The sequence below is a fragment of the Rhodococcus sp. B50 genome (assembly GCF_013602415.1).
Taxonomy (GTDB): domain Bacteria; phylum Actinomycetota; class Actinomycetes; order Mycobacteriales; family Mycobacteriaceae; genus Rhodococcus.
Window position 1 is genome coordinate 518,275 of the sequence record NZ_WPAG02000003.1, and the last position, 17,418, is coordinate 535,692.

The following is a 17,418-nucleotide window of genomic DNA, read 5'->3' on the forward strand; positions in this document are numbered from 1 at the left end:
CTTTGCGTATGGCCGAGTTCGTGTCGCCTCCCGACCTCTTCCGGGTCGACGGCGAAAATGTTCACCTGTTGGCGTCGACGTCGTCGACCTCGCAATATCTCGTCTTTCCGGCGGAGCCGGGCCGCCCGGTGGTCGAACTGAGCTCCGAGGGGACGCTCTACACCTGGACGAGCCAGGAATTTCCTCCGCCCTCCCCGCCGGCATTGAAGGACGGGGACTTCCGTGCCTACGGAGTGGGGTACGTCGAGTTCCCGGAAGGCCTGCTCGTAGAGGGGCGGCTGACCTCGTGTGATCCCGAAGCGCTCACGATCGGCGGTCGCATGCGGGTGGTCACCATTCCGTTCGCCGGGGGCGAGACCTTCGCCTTCGAACCGGTCGATGTCAACGAGTCGGACAGGGGACAGTAATGGTGGACGTGGCAATCATCGGCGTGGGTATGCATCCGTTCGGGCGCTTCCCCGGAAAGTCCGCGCTCGATATGGGCGCGGAAGCCTTACGCGCTGCGCTCGACGACGCCGGCATCGCATGGCCGGATGTCCAGATGGGCTTCGCGGGCAGCCTGGAAGTGTCCAATCCCGATTCCGTGATCGGCAAGGTCGGACTCACGGGCATCCCGGTGTACGGGGTGTTCAACGGCTGCGCCACCGCCAACACATCTCTGTCGATGGCGGCCAAGGCCATCGAGCACGGTGAGGCGGACATCGCGGTCGCAGTCGGATTCGATAAACATCCCAAAGGCGCGTTCGCAGCCGATCCGTCGGTGATCGGACTCCCCGAGTGGTACGCGGAGACAGGACTGTTCCTGACCACGCACTTCTTCGGCATGAAGATCAACCGCTACATGCACGATCATGGCATCACTTCCCGGACGCTTGCACGGGTCGCAGCGAAGAACCTCCGCAACGGTGCACGAAACGAACTCGCCTGGCGACGAAAGCCCATGTCCGAGGAGCAGATTCTCGGAGCCCCCTATCTCAACTTCCCCTTGACGCAGTTCATGTACTGCGCTCCGGACGAGGGAGCAGCCGCAGTGGTGCTGTGCCGTGCCGACAAAGCCAAGCAGTACCGGTCCGTGCCGATTCAGCTGAAGGCATCCGTACTCCGCACGCGACGCGAAGGTGCCTTCGAGATGCAGAGTCCCTCCCTTCCGCTCACCGGGGCTCCCAGCCCGACCGTCGACGCCTCCCGTGCCGCGTTCGAGATCGCCGGTGTCGAACCGGCGGATGTCGGTGTGGCCCAGTTGCAGGACACGGATGCCGGCTCCGAGATCATGCACATGGCCGAGAACGGATTCTGCGCGGACGGCGACCAGGAAAAGCTGATCGCTGAGGGATACACCGAGATCACCGGCACGCTGCCGGTCAACACCGACGGTGGGCTCATCGCGAACGGAGAGCCGATCGGCGCGTCGGGACTTCGGCAGATTCACGAGGTGGTTCGCCAGATGCGCGGAGAAGCCGGCGAACGTCAGATCGAGAAGATTCCTTCGGTCGGATACACCCACCTGTACGGATCGCCCGGCACGGGTGCGGTCAGCATCCTGGTGAGGTGAGGTGAGTGACCGACACCGTTTTTCCCCCGGACTGGGCGCAGCGCACTGCGCTCGTCGTCGAGCCGACCGGCGAGAGCGTCACGTTCGCGGAAATCGAGGAACGCTCGAACCGCGCCGCGCACTTCTTTCGAGAACAAGGTCTGCGAATCGGTGATACGGTCGCCCTTCTCCTGGAGAACCGGATCGAGCTGCTCGTCCTGGCTTTCGCCGCGCAGCGATGCGGCCTGTACTACGCAGCCGTCAACACCCACCTGACATCGGCGGAGATCGACTACATCGTCGAAGACTGCGGCGCCTCCCTGGTTGTGTCTTCCTCGCGATGCCACCTCGCTGTCACGAAGCCGGAGATCCGACGATTCTCCGTCGACCCGGTGGAGACGGAAGGGTGGCATATTCTCGACCTCGAGCCGTACCCGGGCAACCCTGTGGCGGACCAAGCAGAGGGGGATTTCCTCCTGTACTCCTCCGGTACGACAGGGCGGCCCAAAGGCATCGAACGGCCCCTGACTGGTGGAGAATTCGGAAGCTACCCGGACATCCCGGGCAAGTGGTTGTCGGGACTGCTCGGTCTGGTGCCGGGAGACGTTTACCTGACACCCGCTCCGCTCTACCACGCGGCGCCTCTGGCATGGACGATGGGAGCCCTTCGCCAGGGCACCACGGCTGTCGTCATGGAACGGTTCGATGCATCCCTTGCCCTCGAACTGATCGAGAGACATCGCGTCACCCACAGTCAGTGGGTGCCGACCATGTTCGTGCGAATGCTCAAACTCGATCCGGAAGTTCGTCATCGCTTCGATCTGTCGAGTCATCGCGTCGCCGTGCATGCGGCCGCGGCCTGCCCGATCGAGGTGAAGCGGCAGATGATCGACTGGTGGGGACCGATCCTCTTCGAGTTCTACTCCTCCACCGAGGGCGTTGGGGCCACCAGCATCTTCTCCGACGACTGGCTGCGTAAGCCGGGATCGGTGGGGCGGCCGTTGATAGGGAAGATCGAGATCTTGGACGACGACCATCGGCCGGTGGACACCGGCGTCGTAGGGACGATCTGGTTCTCGGGCGGTAGCAATTTCCGGTATCACGGTGACGCTGCCAAGACGGCAGATGCGCACGACGCGGAGGGACGCGCAACCGTCGGGGATCTGGGCTGGATGGACGAGGACGGCTACCTCTATCTGGCAGATCGACGGGCCGATCTCATCATCTCGGGTGGAGTCAACGTCTATCCGAGAGAGATCGAGGACGCGCTGATTCTTCATCCGGATGTGCTGGACATTGCGGTGGTCGGGCTTCCGGACGAGGAGATGGGTCATCGCGTGGTGGCATTCGTGCAACCGCGCCCGGACTCGACGGTTCCGGTCGATTTACTGTCTCGCGCCCTGACCGAGTTCTGCAGGGACTCCCTGGCGAAATTCAAGATCCCGCGCGAATTCCGATTCGTCGAAGAACTGCCGCGCACACCCACCGGGAAGCTGCGCAAACACGAACTGTTGCTTCGGTGACGGTTTTAAAGACACGCGCCTGCACGACGTTGTCGAACAGTTCCTGCGCTTGCTGTCGGAAGAATGATTGGAGAAGCACATGCGTGTTTTCAGCTCGGCCGACGAGATAGTCGGTGCAGCAGGTGAGAAGCTGGGTGTCTCGGACTGGGTGGACATCACTCAGGAGCGGATCGACACCTTCGCAGAAGCGACGGGGGATCATCAGTGGATCCACGTCGATGTCGAGCGTGCGAATTCCGAGAGCCCCTACGGGAAGCCGATCGCTCACGGATATCTGACTTTGTCGCTGCTTCCGATGCTGGGGTGGCAGATCTACCGGATCGAAGGCTCGAAAATGGGAATCAATTACGGTTCCAACAAGGTCCGGTTCGTCAACCCTGTTCCCGTCGGGTCTCGCGTGCGCCTGCACTCCACGTTGGTATCCGCGGAATCCCTGCCCAACGGATCTGTGCAGATGATCGTCGGCCAGTCGATGGAAATCGAAGGGCAGGACAAGCCGGCATTGGTGGCGGAAACGGTGAGCCGGGTTGCGTTCTAGAAGTAGAAGCATTCCAGCGGCCCTTGCAGAAAGGCAATTGTATGTCTGAGCGGACAGTCATCGTCTCCGGTGGAACCGGTGGGCTGGGCACCGCGGTCGTCGGTGAACTTCTCGCCGGAGGATGGCACGTCGTCGTACCGTGGGTCGTCGAGGAGGAGTTGAGCCGGCTTCCGCAGTCGGACCGCCTCACGCTGATCGAAGCCGACCTGTTCGACGAGGAGCAGGTGCGCGGCGTAGTGGCCGAAGCTACCCGGCATGACGACCGTCCGCTCGGGGCCGTGGTCAACCTCGTCGGCGGGTTCGCGATGGGAGAGCGCGTTGCAGACACACCGATCAGCGAATTCGACCGGTTGCTGCGTCTGAACCTGCATCCTCTCTATCTCCTCACACAACATGCTCTGCCCGCGTTGGTCCGAGCGGGTGGTGGTTCGATCGTCGGCGTTTCGGCGAAGGCGGCGTTCGCCCCCTTCAGCGGCGCCTCGGGTTACATCACCTCGAAGGCCGCTGTCTGCGCATTCCTCGGTGCAGTCGCGGCGGAGTACTCGCGAGACGGAATCCGCGCCAACGCGATACTGCCCTCCGTAATAGACACTCCGGGTAACCGCTCGACACAACCGGATTCGAGCAGGGACGGGTGGGTCTCCCCGGCGCAGATCGCGTCGACCGTAGCCTTCCTGGTATCGGATGCAGCGTCGGCGGTGACGGGTGCACAGGTCCCGGTGCCGGGCGTCGGCTGAGTTGCTTCATCACGAGAGGAACGGCGCATGACCGCCGGATTGACCGACCTGACCGCTCTACTGAAACTCGACCAGGTCGACGAACTGATATTCGAGTCCCTACCTGCCGATTACCCGCTACCGCGGGTCTTCGGCGGTCAGGTGGTGGGCCTCGCCGTCGCTGCGAGTGCACGTACCGTCCCGACAGGCTGGTCCATGCACTCGGTCCAGTCCCAATTCCTCAGGCCGGGACGTGCGGGCCAGGTCATCAGATTCGTCGTCACTCCGACCCGGGACGGCACGTCCTTCGCCAGCAGGTCGATCGACGCGTATCAGAGCGACAAACTCATCTTCACGGCACGCGCCTCGTTTCATCGCGACGAGAACGGCTTCGACCATCAGATGCCTGCCCCCGCGGCCCCGGCACCCGATACGGTCCCGTCGATCGTCGATCTGTACCACGCGGAACCCGGGCTGTGGCCGGAGTTCTATCTGGAATGGGGTCCGCTCGAGATGCGGATCGTGCCGGACGCGGACGTACCGGCGATCCCGACTTCGACCGGGATCGGGTCGCGCGGCCTGACGTGGATGCGGGCGAACAAGATAGCCTGTGATGAGGCCTATATGCACCGGGCACTGCTGGCGTGCATCTCGGACCTGTTGATCCTTCCGGAGTCGGTTCGGCCACACGGCGTACCGTCCTCCCATCCGGGCGTCCAGACGGCGTCTCTCGACCACTGCGTCTGGTTCCATCGGGATTTCCGCGTCGACGAATGGCTGCTCTACGACCGCATGTCGCCCTCCGCGCACGGCGGACTGGGCTTCTGCCGTGGTGAGTTCTTCGACGCCGATGGTGTCCATGTCGCGAGCGTCGTCCAGGAGGGACTGATCAGACCCGTCTGACGATCGGTGTTCTTGCGCGAAAAGGGGCGGTCCTACTCGATGTAGGACCGCCCCTTTCGGCGTGCGGTTGCAACGGCGTCTGTCAGAAGCCCAGATTACGTCCGACGATGTCGAGCATGATCTCGTTCGTGCCGCCGTAGATGCGCTGAACGCGGGCGTCGCGCCAGAGCCGAGCGATCTCGTACTCGTTCATGTATCCGTAGCCACCGTGCAGCTGGAGGCATCGGTCGACGATCTTCCACTGGGTTTCCGTCGCCCACCACTTGGCGCCGGCGGCTTCCTCTGCCGTGAGATCGCCGGAATTGACGCCCAGGATGCACTGGTCCACATAGGTCTGCATGACATCGACTTCCACCCGCATCTGCGCGAGGGCGTGACGATTGACCTGGAACTTGCCGATTTCCTGGCCGAAGGCCTTTCGCTCGTGGGCATACGCGGTCGTCAGGTCGACGGCGCGGCGTGCCTGGGCGACCGCATGGATGGCAATGCCGAGGCGCTCGGCCGGCAGGTTGCCCATCAGGTGGTAGAAGCCGCGGTTCTCCTCGCCGAGGAGGTTCTCGACCGGCACTCGGACGTTGTCGAAGAACAACTCGGCCGTGTCGGCGGATTTCTGGCCGATCTTGTCGAGCTTGCGGCCGCGGGTGAAGCCCTCCATGCCGGTCTCCACCACCAGCAGGCTGATGCCCTTGTGCGGCTTCTCGGCGTCGGGGTCGGTGCGGCACACGACGACGACGAGATCGGCGAGCAGGCCGTTCGAGATGAAGGTCTTGGCGCCGTTGACCACGTAGTGGTCACCGTCGCGCCGAGCCGAGGTCTTCACGTTGGCGAGATCGGATCCGGCGCCGGGTTCGGACATTGCGATAGCGGTGATGTACTCGCCGCTGACGTACTTGGGGAGCCAGCGCTTCTTCTGCTCGTCGGTGGTGAGGTCGCGGAAATAACCGGACAGGATGTCGTTCTGCACACCGAGACCGATGCCGACCGCGCCGGTGGCGTGGTATTCCTCGTTGAGGATGGCGTTGAAGCGGAAGTCCTTGATGTCGGCGCCGCCGTACTCTTCCGGCATCTCCCAGCCGATGAGTCCGAGTTTGCCGGCCTCGAGCCAGACGTCACGATCGACGTAGCCGCGTTCCTCCCACTCCTCGGAGTGGGGGACACACGCGGTTTCGAAGAACGAACGTGCTGTGGCCCGGAACTCGTCGTGTTCGGGTTCGAAAATCTTGCGTCGCATTGCTGTCACTCCGTCAGCACTAGGAGGGCGGCGCCTTCGTGACGCCAATGAGTTAAATATACTGACTATTTAATTGGTTGCGAAAGGGTATGGTCTCGATCCGGTGATTTCGCCGTTCGGTGATGATCGCCGTTCAGTGAGCGACGGCGAACTCCCAGACCGACATCCCCGAACCGAGGGCCTTCCGGCCGAGTTCCTTGGACCACTGCGTCGGCGCTCCGAAATCGCGGTTCCACGCAAGTGCACGCGTGGTGAAGTGCCTGAGTTGGTGGTCCAGTGTGAAACCGATGGCTCCGTGCGCCTGGTGGATATCGCGGCTGACGACAGTTGCTGCCCGACCGGCTTGAATCTTCGCTATCGAGACCGCGATGCGAGAACCGTCGGCGTCGAAGCCCAGCTGGTCGATCACCGCGGTGGCATGGGCGGCCGCGGCCTTTGCGGTGGTGACGAGCCCGGCAGACCGGGAGATCAACTCCTGAACGGCTTGGAATTTGCCGATCGGCCGGCCGAACTGATGACGTTCGGTCACGTGGGCGATCCCCAGATCGAGAACGCGTTCCAGGGCGCCGCAGATCTGTTCCGACCGTGCCCAGGCGCCTCGGGTCAGGTACTCGCTGCGCGTGTCCGTCGATGTGGGGACCACGTTCAGAGCTTCGACCGGAACGGACACGTGGGCATAGTGCTCTCCCACCAGATCGCCTACAGGTTCGATCTCGGCGTCATCGGTGCCGATACGGCCGACGAAGCTGTCACCTGCAACGAGAATGTCGCTTGCAATCTGTCCCCAGGGAACACGGTTGAGAACGACTTCCCCTGCTCGAAGGTCCTCGGGCGACCAGTCGACCTGGACGGCGGTCATCGGTGCCGACGATGCGTCGGTACCGTGCAGGCCGATCAGCCACGACGCGAGAAGGTCGGTCTCGAACAGTGGCGCAGGGAGCGCGTGGTAGCCGCTGCGGTCCAGCATGAGAGCGGCTTCGGAGACCCCGCCACCGCTGCCGCCGGCGTCTTCGGGCGTCGTGAGGAGGGTCAAACCCGATTCGCCCAGGAGGTCCCAGGCTTCGGGGGAGTAAGGCAGGGTCGTCTGCGGACTGTGCAGGTGGGGGCCCGTGATCGAACCGAACAGGTCGTCGGTGAGTTCGCGCAAGGCATCCAGTTCCGCCGAGGTCGAGCCGTGAACAGTCGAGGTCATCTCAATCCCAATCCGCGCGCGATGACTCCGCGCAACACTTCGCTCGTTCCACCTCGGAGTGTGAAACCTGGTGCATGCAAAAGGGCCTCGGCAATCAATCGGCCGAGCGTGTCGGAGGATTCGAGATCGGTGTGAGCGTGTGCGGCCAGCTCTGCACAGTCGCTGACGACGCGCTGCTCGAAGCTCGTACCGATCTCCTTGATGAGTGCCGCGGCGAGGTCGGCGGGCTCGTCGTTCGACAGTGCCCGGGCCACGGAGCTCGAAAGGTGACGAAGAGTGGTGAGATCTGCGACGAGGTTGCCGAAGGTCACCAACGAATGGTCGTCCACGTCGTCGCTACCTGCCAACTGCGCGCCCACCGCATCGAGAAGGGGCTGCGGGGAAAGAATGCGTTCGGGACCGCTGCGCTCGAAGCTCAGTTCCGACCCCACCTGCCTCCATCCTTCTCCGGGGGTGCCGACCACCATGTCGTCCGGAACGAAGACATGATCGAGCACCACTTCGTTGAAGTGATGTTGACCGGTGAGCAATTTGATGGGGCGGATGTCGATGCCTGGGGAGTTGAGGGTGATGAGGAATTGGCTCAGACCCTCGTGCCGGTGTTTGGGATCCAGGTCTTCGGTCCGGGCGAGGACGAAGAACGCTTCACTGTGGTGTGCACCCGAAGTCCACACCTTGGTGCCGGTGACTTCCCATCCGCCGTCGACTCGGACGCCGCGGGTGCGCACCGAGGCGAGATCGGAGCCTGCTTCGGGCTCACTCATCCCGATCGCGAAATAGCATTCACCGGAGGCGATCCGAGGAAGATAACGTTCTCGCTGAGTCGTCGATCCGTGTTTGAGCAGGGCCGGCCCTACCTGGCGGTCGGACACCCAATGTGCCGCGACCGGTGCGCCGTGTGCGAGAAGTTCTTCGGTGACGACGAAGCGTTCGAGGTGACTTCTGCCCTGTCCACCGTGTTCGGTGGGGATGGTCATCCCGAGCCAGCCCTGCTGTGCGAGGCGACGGCTGAAGCCCGGATCCCACGAGGAGATCCATGAATCGACGCGTGGTTCCCACCCGTAGCGATTTCGGTCCGCCGCAAGGAAATCGCGGACCGCGGCGCGCAACTCTGCAGTTTCCGGTGGGAGGGGGATTACTTCTGGAACTAGCCCGATCATGATCGGAGGACCTCTCGGCTGTGCTCGTGCACGAGCAGGCGGGAATGGCGTGCGGTGAATCGTGTAGTTCGGTCGGATCAGTGAGTGGACCGGTGCCTGCCGAGGGATGTTCTTGTCGGCAGGCACCGTCGCATGTGCCTCTCGGGACTACTTTCCCGCGATCAGGTCCATTCCGTTCTGGCGGATGAAGCGTTTGCGCTTCTCGTCACCGAGTCCCTCGACCCTTTCGAAGAAGTCGGCCGGTTCGCGGAGTCCTTCGGCGTGCGGCCAGTCCGATCCCATGACGAGGCAGTCCACGGTCCCGAGCTTCTCGACCATACCGACCGTATCGTCTTCCGGGTACGGAACGACACGGATGTGGTTCTTGAAGATGGTGCTGGGGCGCTCCGTGAGCTGGCCGCCGAGCCATCGTCCGTTCCGGGCCATGCCGCGACTCTTGTCCATGTGCCGGATGAAGTGGGGAATCCACTCGGCGCCGAATTCGCTGACGAGGACCTTGATGTTGGGGAAGCGGCCGAAGAGGTTGTCGAAGATGAGTGCCGACAGTGTGTCGGTGATGGGGCGTTCGCCGTAGGTGTTCTGCCATTGCCAAGCGGAGAACTGGAACGGCGGTACGAGGTTCCATCCCCAGTGAGAGGCAACGTTCGCCTGATAGTGGAACTCCGAGATGTGGTAGGAAACCACAGCTTTCGCTTCGTTGATTCGTGCCCAGAAAGGATCGAAGTAGGGGTCGCCCGGAGAGCGTCCGTAGGCCGGGCCTGCCGGCAGCATGATGAACCTGGCGCCCTTGTCCAGGACGCGGTCCAACTCGGCGCATGCCCGGTCGAGGTCGCGCAGCGACAGCATCGCCGGAGCGTAGATGGTGTCCTTGTAGGCGAAGCCCCAGTCCTCGTCGATCCACCGATTGAAGGACTCGAGGTTGTCGTACAGGGGATCGATGCCGTCCAGGTATGCCTCGGCCAGCAGTCCCCAGCCGCCGGGGTACATAACGGCCTTTTCGATCTGCTGCTCCTGCAGCTGGATCAGTCGCTTGTCCTTGTCGAGGTATTCGGCCTGGATCGGCTCGTAGAACCTCTCGGCGTCGGTGGCATTACCGGAGGCGCGCTGCTTGAGCATCTCGACCAGCGACCCGGGGACGTATGCCTGATCGAGGTCGGCCTCGAGTGCTGTCACGATTCGGTCGTTTGCCAGCAGGACCTTGCGGTCGTACCCCGGTGCCTCGATCGGTCGCACTGCCGTATGAAGCTTGTTCTTGGGCATGAAACGCGTGAACGCGTCAGGTGCCTCGTAGGAATGTTGATCGAAGTCGGCCATCAGGTACGGGAGGGTTCCCACCGAGTTCTTGATCAGCGCCATGCTCGCCTCCGTGTCGGGGATTCGGGGCCGCTCGCGTAGCTTCGCTGGGCCTCCGATATGAGCCACGGTATCAAACTGAGACGGTGTCGCACAATATCCGGGTGGGGGGAGTTCAGCCGGCGGCAATCATGGACTGGGCTTGGGCGAATTTGGACATGATGATCCGGTCTATCGATATCGGCTCCGAAACGGCCTGCCACTCCCACAGTGCCGCAGCCAGGCATCCGACCGTGAGATTGGCCAGAAGCACGTCCGAGGACTCGGGTGCTTCCGACCCGCGTTCATGTGCCAGTTGGCGGGCGAGTGCGCGCTCCCACCGGAGCCGCATTCGCATGCTGCGGGCTTCGAGTTCCCGGGTCGTCATGACCAGTCTGGTCAGTCTCTGCCCTTCCGAGGAATCGTCGTCGAGAAGGTGGTGTCCGAACCGGGCCATCGGCGCGGCGAGCGCGCTCAGCGTCCGACCGGCATCCTCGCGTTGCGCAACATGTTTCACCATCTCCTCGACTGCCTCGGATTCGTTGGTGAACAGGAGTTCTTCCTTCGACGGGTAGTAGCGGAAGAATGTCGCGCGCGATACGCCTGCCTGATCGGCGATCTCCTCGACACTCGTCCGGTCGTAACCTTGCCGCTCGAACAGTTCGAGTGCGGCGTTCTCGATCTCGAGCCGCGTCCTGGTCCGGTTCCGTTCACGCAAGGACGCCATGATTGTTCTTCCTTCGGTCGTCGTCAGCGGCTGATGCCCCGTGACGCAGACGATAGCAACGGACGATCGTACCTACGGTGGGCCACGCATCGGTAGATCCGCCACGCAGCGGACGCATGAGCACCATCGCAGGACCGAGCTCACTCAGCGAGGTCCGCCGTCGGTGCGCAGGCGCGCTCGCTGAAGCTTGCCGGAGGCCGTCCTGGGCAGGACCTCGACGAACACGACATCACGCGGGATCTTGTAGGTGGCGAGACGCTCTCCGAGGAAACGCCGGAGGTCGTCGACGGGGACATCCGCCGAAACAACGATATATGCGACTACTCGCTCGCCATGCCGATCGTCCGGGCCACCGACGACAGCTGCGTCGTCCACTGCCGGATGACGTAACAGTTCCTGCTCGACCTCCGTCGGCGCGACCTGGAACCCGGAGACCTTGATCATGTCCTTGCGGCGATCCACGATCCACAATCGCCCGTCTGCGTCGATGCGCCCCACATCTCCTGTGCGGAACCACCCCTCGGTGGTGAACGCAGCATTCGCTTCAGGCGTGGTGTATCCCCGCGCCACCGACACGCCCCGGACCTCGATCTCGTCGTCGGGTCCCAGCCGGATCTCGGTTCCTTCGGTCGCGTACCCGGGCGAATCGAGACGCCGGTCCGCAGGATCGTGCACCGGATTGAAGGCGACGGTCATCGCCTCGGTCATCCCGTACGAACAGAGGAAACCGACACCGGTCCTGGCCGTGAGAGCCCTGGCTACTTCGGCAGGAACCGCGCTGCCACCCCACATGAAGTACCGCAACCCGGGAAAATCGGCGGGCCCCAGATGGGCGATGTCGAGCAGTTGATGAGCGACGGTGCCAGCCAGGGGCCACACGGTGACCGCATCTTCTCGGATGTGCCGGAGACAGGCATCGAGGTCGAAGCGTTCGAACAGGGTGACCTGTGCTCCCACTGCGAGAGCGGCACCCATCATCGAGGTGCCGAAGATGTGGCACAGCGGTAACGAGATCTGGAGGACATCCGTCTCGCCGAGACCCAGATGGGTGACGAGCTGATGCACCCCTCCGGACAAGCTGGAGTGGGTATGGATCACGCCCTTCGGATATCCGGTCGTCCCGGAGGAGAACGGGATGAACAGGTCCTGCTGCTCGCCTGGACGTGTCTGTTCGGCGGGTCCCTCTATGTCAGGGTGAGTTGAGTCCATCGGGTCATTGCAAGCCAACCCACGATAGAGGGCGAGAGAAGGACCAACCGCGATCATGACCAACTCGATCACAGTCCTGGACAATGACCGTATGGAGGACGAGGCGAACCATCCCAGGGCCGGCGGTCCGCAACCACGGCGGACGTTCACTCCGGCGGACAAGCTCGCGCACCTCGACGCCTACGAGCAGGCCTGCGAGACCAACGAGGGTGGGGCGTACCTGCGTCGCGAAGGCTTGTACTCGTCGCTGATCGTCGAATGGCGCCGCCAACGCGACGCCGGCGTCCTCACGGGCAAGAAGCCGGGCGCGAAGATCGGCAAACTGACCCCCGAACAGGCGGAGATCGCCCGCCTCAAGCGGGAACTGGAACGGGCGAACAAGAAGCTGGCCACTACCGAGACCGCACTGTCCATCATGGGAAAAGCGCACGCGCTCTTGGAACAACTCTCCGAGAGCGCGGACGCCGACGAGACGCGGAAGAAGCACTGACAGCCGCCCACCACGCCCTCACCGCAGCCGGTGTGACCACCCGTGCCGCAACAACATTGACCGCTGTGGCCCGCTCGACAGCGATCCGCACCCGGGAACGCCCGGCCGCTTCCGTCCCATCCGTCTCAGCGGTCATGCGTGCGCCGGCGAACAAGCTGTCCGCGCTCGAGCGCCGCCGGGTCGTGGAGGTGCTGTGCTCGGATCGGTTCGTCGACCGGGCGCCGCTCGAGGTGTACGCCACCCTGCTCGACGAGGGCATCTATCTGTGTTCGGTGGCGACGATGTACCGGATTCTGCGGGAGAACCGGCAGGTCAGCGACCGGCGTCGGCAGGCGCGACATCCGGCTCGGGCGTGTCCGGAATTGGTGGCGCGAGCCCCGCGGCAGGTGTACTCGTGGGACATCACGAAACTGCCCGGCCCAACCAAGGGTGTGTATTACGACGCGTATGTGATGGTCGACATCTACTCCCGATACATCGTCGGAGCGCACGTGCAGACCCATGAATCCGGGCTGCTGGCCGTCGAGTTCATGACCGATATCTTCGCCACCCACGGGATCCCCGAGGTGGTGCACGCGGATCGAGGCACATCGATGACGAGCAAGTCGGTCGCGACCTTGCTCGCGGACCTCGATGTGGTCCGGTCGCACTCGCGGCCGAGGGTGTCCAATGACAATCCATACTCCGAATCATTGTTCAAGACATTGAAATACGGACCGGGTTTCCCGGAGCGGTTCAGTTCGGTGCACCACGCCCGGGAGTTCATGGACTCGTTCGTCGCGTGGTACAACCACGATCACCGTCATACCGGAATCGGATTGCACACCCCGGCCGATGTGCACTTCGGTCTCGCGGCACCCAAGGCGACTGAGCGTGCTCGAGTGCTCGCCGACGCCCGCCGCACCCACCCCGCGCGCTTCGGTACGACGGACCCATACCCAACGATCCTGGCCCTACCCGCCGACGCCTGGATCAACAAACCCGTCCAAGACCCGGCGACCGAACCGGACACCGAGGAAGTCGCCGCTTAACACCCGGTGGACTCAATCGCCTTGAAAAATTCCGGGTTCCGGACGAGTCCGTGCTTCCGTCGCCCCTACCAGATCCTCGGCGGGGAGTGCTATCTCCAATTCTGTTGCGACAGTGCGATGCGGCTGTGAATACACGGCGGCGACCACATGTGCCTCGCTCAGCGCTGCTCGGACTTCGTGCTCGGTCCAGTAGGGGTTCGGGGTGACAAAGACGGCACCGATCCGGGCGAGTGCGAATTGTGCAACGACGTACTCCGGTCGGTTCTCGATCAACAGCGCGGTACGAGTTCCCGCACCGATTCCGCGCATGCGGAGCACCTGCTCGGTGCGCGTCACGACGTCCGCGAATTCCCGATAGGTCCAGGACCGTCCCTGGAACCGGAGCGCGATCCGATCAGGCCACGTCCGCGCTGCCCGCTCGGGTAGCGAGGCGTAATCCGGAATCTCTGTCATCAGGGGACACGCGGATCGGCGGTGCGCAGCGGACCTGCCGAACGCCAGTCCTCGATGTCGGGTCCGGGCTTCGCTGCAGGGAACTTGTCGTCGTGAAGTGCAGTCCAATGCGCGTGCCCGAGTTGGTGCAGCGCGAAGCTGTTCTTCAAGGACTCCTGGAAACCCATCGCGTCGACTGCACCGTTGACCGAATCCTTGATCAGCAGCCGCGCCATGGCAGGGCGCTTCGCGATTCTGGATGCGAACTCCACCGTGCTGTCCGCCAATTCGTCCGCAGGGAAGATCTTCGACACCATGCCGAGTCGGTGCCCTTCCTCGGCGTCGATGGCATCTCCGGTGAGAAGCAGTTCCTTCGCTTTACGAGGACCGAATTCGAATGGGTGAGCGAGATATTCGACACCCGGCATGCCGAGTCGGGTGGCGACCACGTCCGCGAACAACGTGTCCTCGGACGCGACGATGAGGTCGCACGCCCACATCAGCATGAGGCCGGCAGAAATGACCTTGCCGTGCACCTGAGCAATCGTGATCTTGCGAAGGTCGCGCCAGCGCCGTGTGCAGTCGAAGTAGTAGTGCCACTCCTGCAGCATTCGCCGCTCCACATGCGACTGCGCAGTGCCGCCGTCGATGCGGAAGGTCGGATGCTGCTCGGGACCCGGCAACTCTTCCCTCGCTGCGATCTCGGATCCCATATCGTGGCCTGCCGAGAAGCTCGGGCCATGACCGAAGAGGATGATGACGTCGATGGTGTCGTCCTGCTCGGCGCGACGGAAAGCCTCGTCGAGTTCGACCAGCAGGCCCCGGTTCTGAGCGTTCCTCGCCTCCGGGCGATTGAGACCGATGCGGGCGATGTTGCCGGCGCCGACCGTCTCATAGGTGACGAAGCTTTCCGTCATATCGATTGCTACCTTTCCTCGAACAGGTAAGTGATTACCACTTGCGACGATCCCCGTTGCCCGGCACGGTTTCGCCCCATGCCATCCACACATCCGGCGTCCGCGTGTCGGACACTCGAGGGTCTGTCCAGATAACGGTGTAACTGGTTGATTTGTCGTTACTTTCGTCCGGTGGACAGGCGTCCGTCGAAGGTGATTTCGAAGGCGTTCAGTGCTGCCTTCCAGCGGTTGGACCAGCGTTGGCGGGCGGTGCCTTTGGGATCGAGGCTCATGATGGCCAGGTACACGCATTTCAGGGCCGCGGCCTCGGTCGGGAAGTGACCGCGAGCCTTCACGGCTCTCCGGATCCTGGCGTTGACACTCTCGATGGCGTTGGTCGTGTAGATGACCTGCCTGATGGCGTTGTCGAACTGCAGGAACGGCACGAACTCGGCCCAGGCGTTGGTCCAGAGCCGGATGATCGCGGGATAGCGTTTCTCCCATTTGTCGCTGAACTCGACGAACCGGTCCAGCGCGGCCTGCTCCGTCGGCGCGGTGTACACCGGTTTGAGGTCCTTGGCGATCTCGGCCCAGTCCTTACGAGAGGCGTAGGCGTAGGTATTGCGAAGGAGGTGCACCACGCAGGTTTGCACAATGGTCTGCGGCCACACCTGCCCGATCGAGTCGGGCAGATACTTCAGACCGTCGCACACGGCGATCAGAACGTCTTGCACACCACGATTTTTCAGCTCGGACAACACCCGAAGCCAGTACTTCGCTCCTTCCCCGTCGCCGTGCTCGCCGGCCCATAACCCCAGAATGTCGCGGGTGCCGTCGGCAGTGACCCCCAGCACGACGTAGATCGGCCGGTTGGCCACATTACCGTCGCGGATCTTGACGTGAATGCAGTCGATGAACAACACCGGGTACACAGGATCCAACGGCCGATTCTGCCACTCGGCCATGCCGTCCATCACCCGCTCGGTGATCGTCGAGATCGTCTGCTTGGACACCTCGGCGCCGTACACCTCGGCCATGTGCGCAGAGATTTCACCGGTGGTCAACCCCTTGGCCGACAGCGAGATCACCATGTCCTCCACCCCGGTCAGCCGCCGCTGCCGCTTCGCCACGATCTTCGGCTCGAAGGAGGAATCCCGGTCCCGAGGCACGTCGAGCTCGACCGGACCGGCCTCGGTCAACACGGTCTTGGCTCGCCTGCCGTTGCGGGAGTTGCCGCTGCCCCTGCCGGCCGGGTCGCTCTTGCCGTAGCCGAGGTGGTCATCCATCTCGCCCTCGAGCGCGGACTCCACCACCAGCTTGGTCAGCTTCGCCAACAACCCACCGTCGCCGGTCAACTGCAACCCTTCGGCCCGCGCTTGCTCGACCAGCTCCTTCAGTCGCGCATCGCTGACACTCGGCTGAACTGAGTTCGTCTCTGCCTCACGATCAATCACATCAGTCATGGTGGCGTATCTCCTTTCAGAGTTACACCGTTGTTCTTACAGTCCCACACTCGATGCATGCGGCCTTCCTGCTGGGGGTTGGGCACCTTGCCCAAACCTTCCATACGGCCGTGCGGGTCGGCTTCGCAGACCCACTTCTCGCCGTCGATCACGTAGTCGATGCCGTCGTGCCAGTAGCCGTCGGCGGCGCGACGTACATCGGCGTCCATGTGACGTCCGACAGTGACGGTGCCGTCACTGTGCGCCACGATGGCTACCTGGAAGTCTCCGTTTCCGTACAGGAAGTGCCCCACCTCGGCAGTCCCGTCCTCCCAGTGGTTCGCCCACGAATACCAGGTGGTGTATTCGGCGTCGTGGAGCGGATCCTTGTTCACGTAGAGACGGGCACCTTCAGGCATCCAGGCTTCTTCCCAGAACAGGAAACCGCGGACACGTCGCCCGGCCACGTCGCCTTCGACCAGCCATGTCTGCGTGAGATACAGCAGGGAGGAATCGGGACCCGGGAGGAACCATTGCAGGGGAGGGGTGACCAGAGTGCCGCTCACGTCGATCACGTCGGTCTCGACGTACTTCATCGAATCCTCCGTGAGTGTCAGGGAGGTGCGACGGCCGTGTTCGTTCGTCGGAGTGCTCAGCTCGATGGACGAGTTGTCGAGGATCCGTCGTTCGAGCTTATTGCTGTCCGGAGCGAATCGGGGTTCGCGCCGGAGTTGCATCTGACCGTCCTTGCCGTCACTGGAGACCAGCAGCAGCTTTCCACCCAGGGATTTGACCTCACCGTCGGAATCCGGTTGATCCGTGACCGCCGGGATGCGTCGCATGATCGTGTACATGGCGCCCTCGTCGTCGCGGAGGGTTCCCCAGATGTAGCCGGCCTCCGGGGTGAGTCCATGGATGGACTTCTCCCGGGAAAGCACGGCTGTGGGATCGAAGCGGCGCGAGCTGCACAGCGCAGCGTGGTTGAACGATCCGGTCGGGGAGAGCTTCGGGAATGTAGTGGTCACGAGGACTTGCCTTTCGTCGAGTTCGAGAGCGGATCCTGTT

The 17,418-nt window shown here is 63.2% G+C and carries 17 protein-coding genes; 7 read left to right on the forward strand and 10 right to left on the reverse strand.

Going from position 1 to position 17,418, the window contains the following annotated elements; all coding sequences use genetic code 11:
• Positions 1-8 precede the first annotated feature (8 nt).
• The 6 genes from GON09_RS26760 (at position 9) to GON09_RS26785 (ending at position 5,211) form a co-directional block, all read left to right on the forward strand.
• The gene (locus GON09_RS26760) at positions 9-407 is read left to right on the forward strand and encodes a Zn-ribbon domain-containing OB-fold protein (RefSeq protein ID WP_213934990.1); all 399 of its coding nucleotides are present in this window, start codon (positions 9-11) and stop codon (positions 405-407) included.
• The gene (locus GON09_RS26765; protein ID WP_213934991.1) at positions 407-1,552 is read left to right on the forward strand and encodes a thiolase family protein; all 1,146 of its coding nucleotides are present in this window, start codon (positions 407-409) and stop codon (positions 1,550-1,552) included. The genes GON09_RS26760 and GON09_RS26765 overlap by 1 nt, the downstream gene beginning before the upstream one ends.
• A gap of 5 nt (positions 1,553-1,557) precedes the next feature.
• A complete protein-coding gene (locus tag GON09_RS26770; RefSeq protein WP_213934992.1) occupies positions 1,558-3,054 on the forward strand; it encodes an AMP-binding protein in 1,497 nt (498 codons plus the stop codon).
• A 79-nt stretch (positions 3,055-3,133) separates the two neighbouring features.
• Positions 3,134-3,592 carry a MaoC family dehydratase gene (locus tag GON09_RS26775; protein WP_213935240.1) on the forward strand — a complete coding sequence of 153 codons (459 nt, stop codon included), beginning with the start codon at positions 3,134-3,136 and terminating at the stop codon, positions 3,590-3,592.
• A gap of 41 nt (positions 3,593-3,633) precedes the next feature.
• The gene (locus tag GON09_RS26780) at positions 3,634-4,329 is read left to right on the forward strand and encodes an SDR family NAD(P)-dependent oxidoreductase (protein WP_213934993.1); all 696 of its coding nucleotides are present in this window, start codon (positions 3,634-3,636) and stop codon (positions 4,327-4,329) included.
• Positions 4,330-4,356: 27 nt separating this feature from the next.
• Positions 4,357-5,211, forward strand: a complete 855-nt coding sequence (locus GON09_RS26785; RefSeq protein ID WP_213934994.1) for an acyl-CoA thioesterase — start codon at positions 4,357-4,359, stop codon at positions 5,209-5,211.
• Positions 5,212-5,293: 82 nt separating this feature from the next.
• On the opposite strand, the gene GON09_RS26790 is transcribed toward GON09_RS26785, so the two are convergent.
• From GON09_RS26790 to GON09_RS26815, 6 genes are all read right to left on the reverse strand, one after another.
• Positions 5,294-6,442, reverse strand: a complete 1,149-nt coding sequence (locus GON09_RS26790) for an acyl-CoA dehydrogenase family protein (protein WP_213934995.1) — start codon at positions 6,440-6,442, stop codon at positions 5,294-5,296.
• 133 nt (positions 6,443-6,575) lie between these two features.
• A complete protein-coding gene (locus GON09_RS26795) occupies positions 6,576-7,634 on the reverse strand; it encodes an acyl-CoA dehydrogenase family protein (protein WP_213934996.1) in 1,059 nt (352 codons plus the stop codon).
• On the reverse strand, positions 7,631-8,794 hold the full coding sequence (locus GON09_RS26800; RefSeq protein WP_213934997.1) for an acyl-CoA dehydrogenase family protein: 1,164 nt from the start codon (positions 8,792-8,794) through the stop codon (positions 7,631-7,633). Before GON09_RS26800 ends, GON09_RS26795 begins: the two co-directional genes overlap by 4 nt.
• A gap of 147 nt (positions 8,795-8,941) precedes the next feature.
• On the reverse strand, positions 8,942-10,150 hold the full coding sequence (locus tag GON09_RS26805) for an amidohydrolase family protein (protein ID WP_213934998.1): 1,209 nt from the start codon (positions 10,148-10,150) through the stop codon (positions 8,942-8,944).
• A gap of 112 nt (positions 10,151-10,262) precedes the next feature.
• The gene (locus GON09_RS26810; protein WP_213934999.1) at positions 10,263-10,853 is read right to left on the reverse strand and encodes a TetR family transcriptional regulator; all 591 of its coding nucleotides are present in this window, start codon (positions 10,851-10,853) and stop codon (positions 10,263-10,265) included.
• A 144-nt stretch (positions 10,854-10,997) separates the two neighbouring features.
• Complete coding sequence (locus GON09_RS26815; protein WP_244867051.1) at positions 10,998-12,062, reverse strand: class I adenylate-forming enzyme family protein; 1,065 nt, start codon at positions 12,060-12,062, stop codon at positions 10,998-11,000.
• 91 nt (positions 12,063-12,153) lie between these two features.
• Here GON09_RS26815 and GON09_RS26820 point away from each other — a divergent pair.
• A protein-coding gene (locus GON09_RS26820; protein WP_374195386.1) for an IS3 family transposase occupies positions 12,154-13,583 on the forward strand; the annotation gives its coding sequence in 2 pieces (ribosomal slippage) (positions 12,154-12,520 and positions 12,520-13,583; 1,431 coding nt in all).
• A gap of 12 nt (positions 13,584-13,595) precedes the next feature.
• On the opposite strand, the gene GON09_RS26825 is transcribed toward GON09_RS26820, so the two are convergent.
• The 4 genes from GON09_RS26825 to GON09_RS26840 all read right to left on the reverse strand — a co-directional run bounded on the left by GON09_RS26825 (position 13,596) and on the right by GON09_RS26840 (position 17,378).
• The gene (locus tag GON09_RS26825) at positions 13,596-14,036 is read right to left on the reverse strand and encodes an AMP-binding protein (protein ID WP_213935000.1); all 441 of its coding nucleotides are present in this window, start codon (positions 14,034-14,036) and stop codon (positions 13,596-13,598) included.
• A complete protein-coding gene (locus GON09_RS26830; RefSeq protein ID WP_213935001.1) occupies positions 14,036-14,932 on the reverse strand; it encodes an enoyl-CoA hydratase in 897 nt (298 codons plus the stop codon). The genes GON09_RS26825 and GON09_RS26830 overlap by 1 nt, the downstream gene beginning before the upstream one ends.
• A gap of 158 nt (positions 14,933-15,090) precedes the next feature.
• Positions 15,091-16,374 carry an IS256 family transposase gene (locus GON09_RS26835; protein WP_213934750.1) on the reverse strand — a complete coding sequence of 428 codons (1,284 nt, stop codon included), beginning with the start codon at positions 16,372-16,374 and terminating at the stop codon, positions 15,091-15,093.
• Positions 16,371-17,378: a hypothetical protein gene (locus GON09_RS26840; RefSeq protein ID WP_213935002.1), complete on the reverse strand. Its 1,008-nt coding sequence runs from the start codon at positions 17,376-17,378 to the stop codon at positions 16,371-16,373. The genes GON09_RS26835 and GON09_RS26840 overlap by 4 nt, the downstream gene beginning before the upstream one ends.
• Positions 17,379-17,418: the final 40 nt, after the last annotated feature.

Excerpts from the sequence above, each read along its gene's own strand:
- GON09_RS26760 (WP_213934990.1), top strand. The coding sequence starts at position 9 with ATGGCCGAGTTCGTGTCGCCTCCCGACCTCTTCCGGGTCGACGGCGAA.
- GON09_RS26795 (WP_213934996.1), bottom strand. The coding sequence starts at position 7,634 with ATGACCTCGACTGTTCACGGCTCGACCTCGGCGGAACTGGATGCCTTG.
- GON09_RS26780 (WP_213934993.1), top strand. The coding sequence starts at position 3,634 with ATGTCTGAGCGGACAGTCATCGTCTCCGGTGGAACCGGTGGGCTGGGC.
- GON09_RS26810 (WP_213934999.1), bottom strand. The coding sequence starts at position 10,853 with ATGGCGTCCTTGCGTGAACGGAACCGGACCAGGACGCGGCTCGAGATC.
- GON09_RS26830 (WP_213935001.1), bottom strand. The coding sequence starts at position 14,932 with ATGACGGAAAGCTTCGTCACCTATGAGACGGTCGGCGCCGGCAACATC.
- GON09_RS26765 (WP_213934991.1), top strand. The coding sequence starts at position 407 with ATGGTGGACGTGGCAATCATCGGCGTGGGTATGCATCCGTTCGGGCGC.
- GON09_RS26775 (WP_213935240.1), top strand. The coding sequence starts at position 3,134 with ATGCGTGTTTTCAGCTCGGCCGACGAGATAGTCGGTGCAGCAGGTGAG.
- GON09_RS26825 (WP_213935000.1), bottom strand. The coding sequence starts at position 14,036 with ATGACAGAGATTCCGGATTACGCCTCGCTACCCGAGCGGGCAGCGCGG.
- GON09_RS26835 (WP_213934750.1), bottom strand. The coding sequence starts at position 16,374 with ATGACTGATGTGATTGATCGTGAGGCAGAGACGAACTCAGTTCAGCCG.
- GON09_RS26815 (WP_244867051.1), bottom strand. The coding sequence starts at position 12,062 with ATGGACTCAACTCACCCTGACATAGAGGGACCCGCCGAACAGACACGT.
- GON09_RS26805 (WP_213934998.1), bottom strand. The coding sequence starts at position 10,150 with ATGGCGCTGATCAAGAACTCGGTGGGAACCCTCCCGTACCTGATGGCC.
- GON09_RS26800 (WP_213934997.1), bottom strand. The coding sequence starts at position 8,794 with ATGATCGGGCTAGTTCCAGAAGTAATCCCCCTCCCACCGGAAACTGCA.
- GON09_RS26785 (WP_213934994.1), top strand. The coding sequence starts at position 4,357 with ATGACCGCCGGATTGACCGACCTGACCGCTCTACTGAAACTCGACCAG.
- GON09_RS26790 (WP_213934995.1), bottom strand. The coding sequence starts at position 6,442 with ATGCGACGCAAGATTTTCGAACCCGAACACGACGAGTTCCGGGCCACA.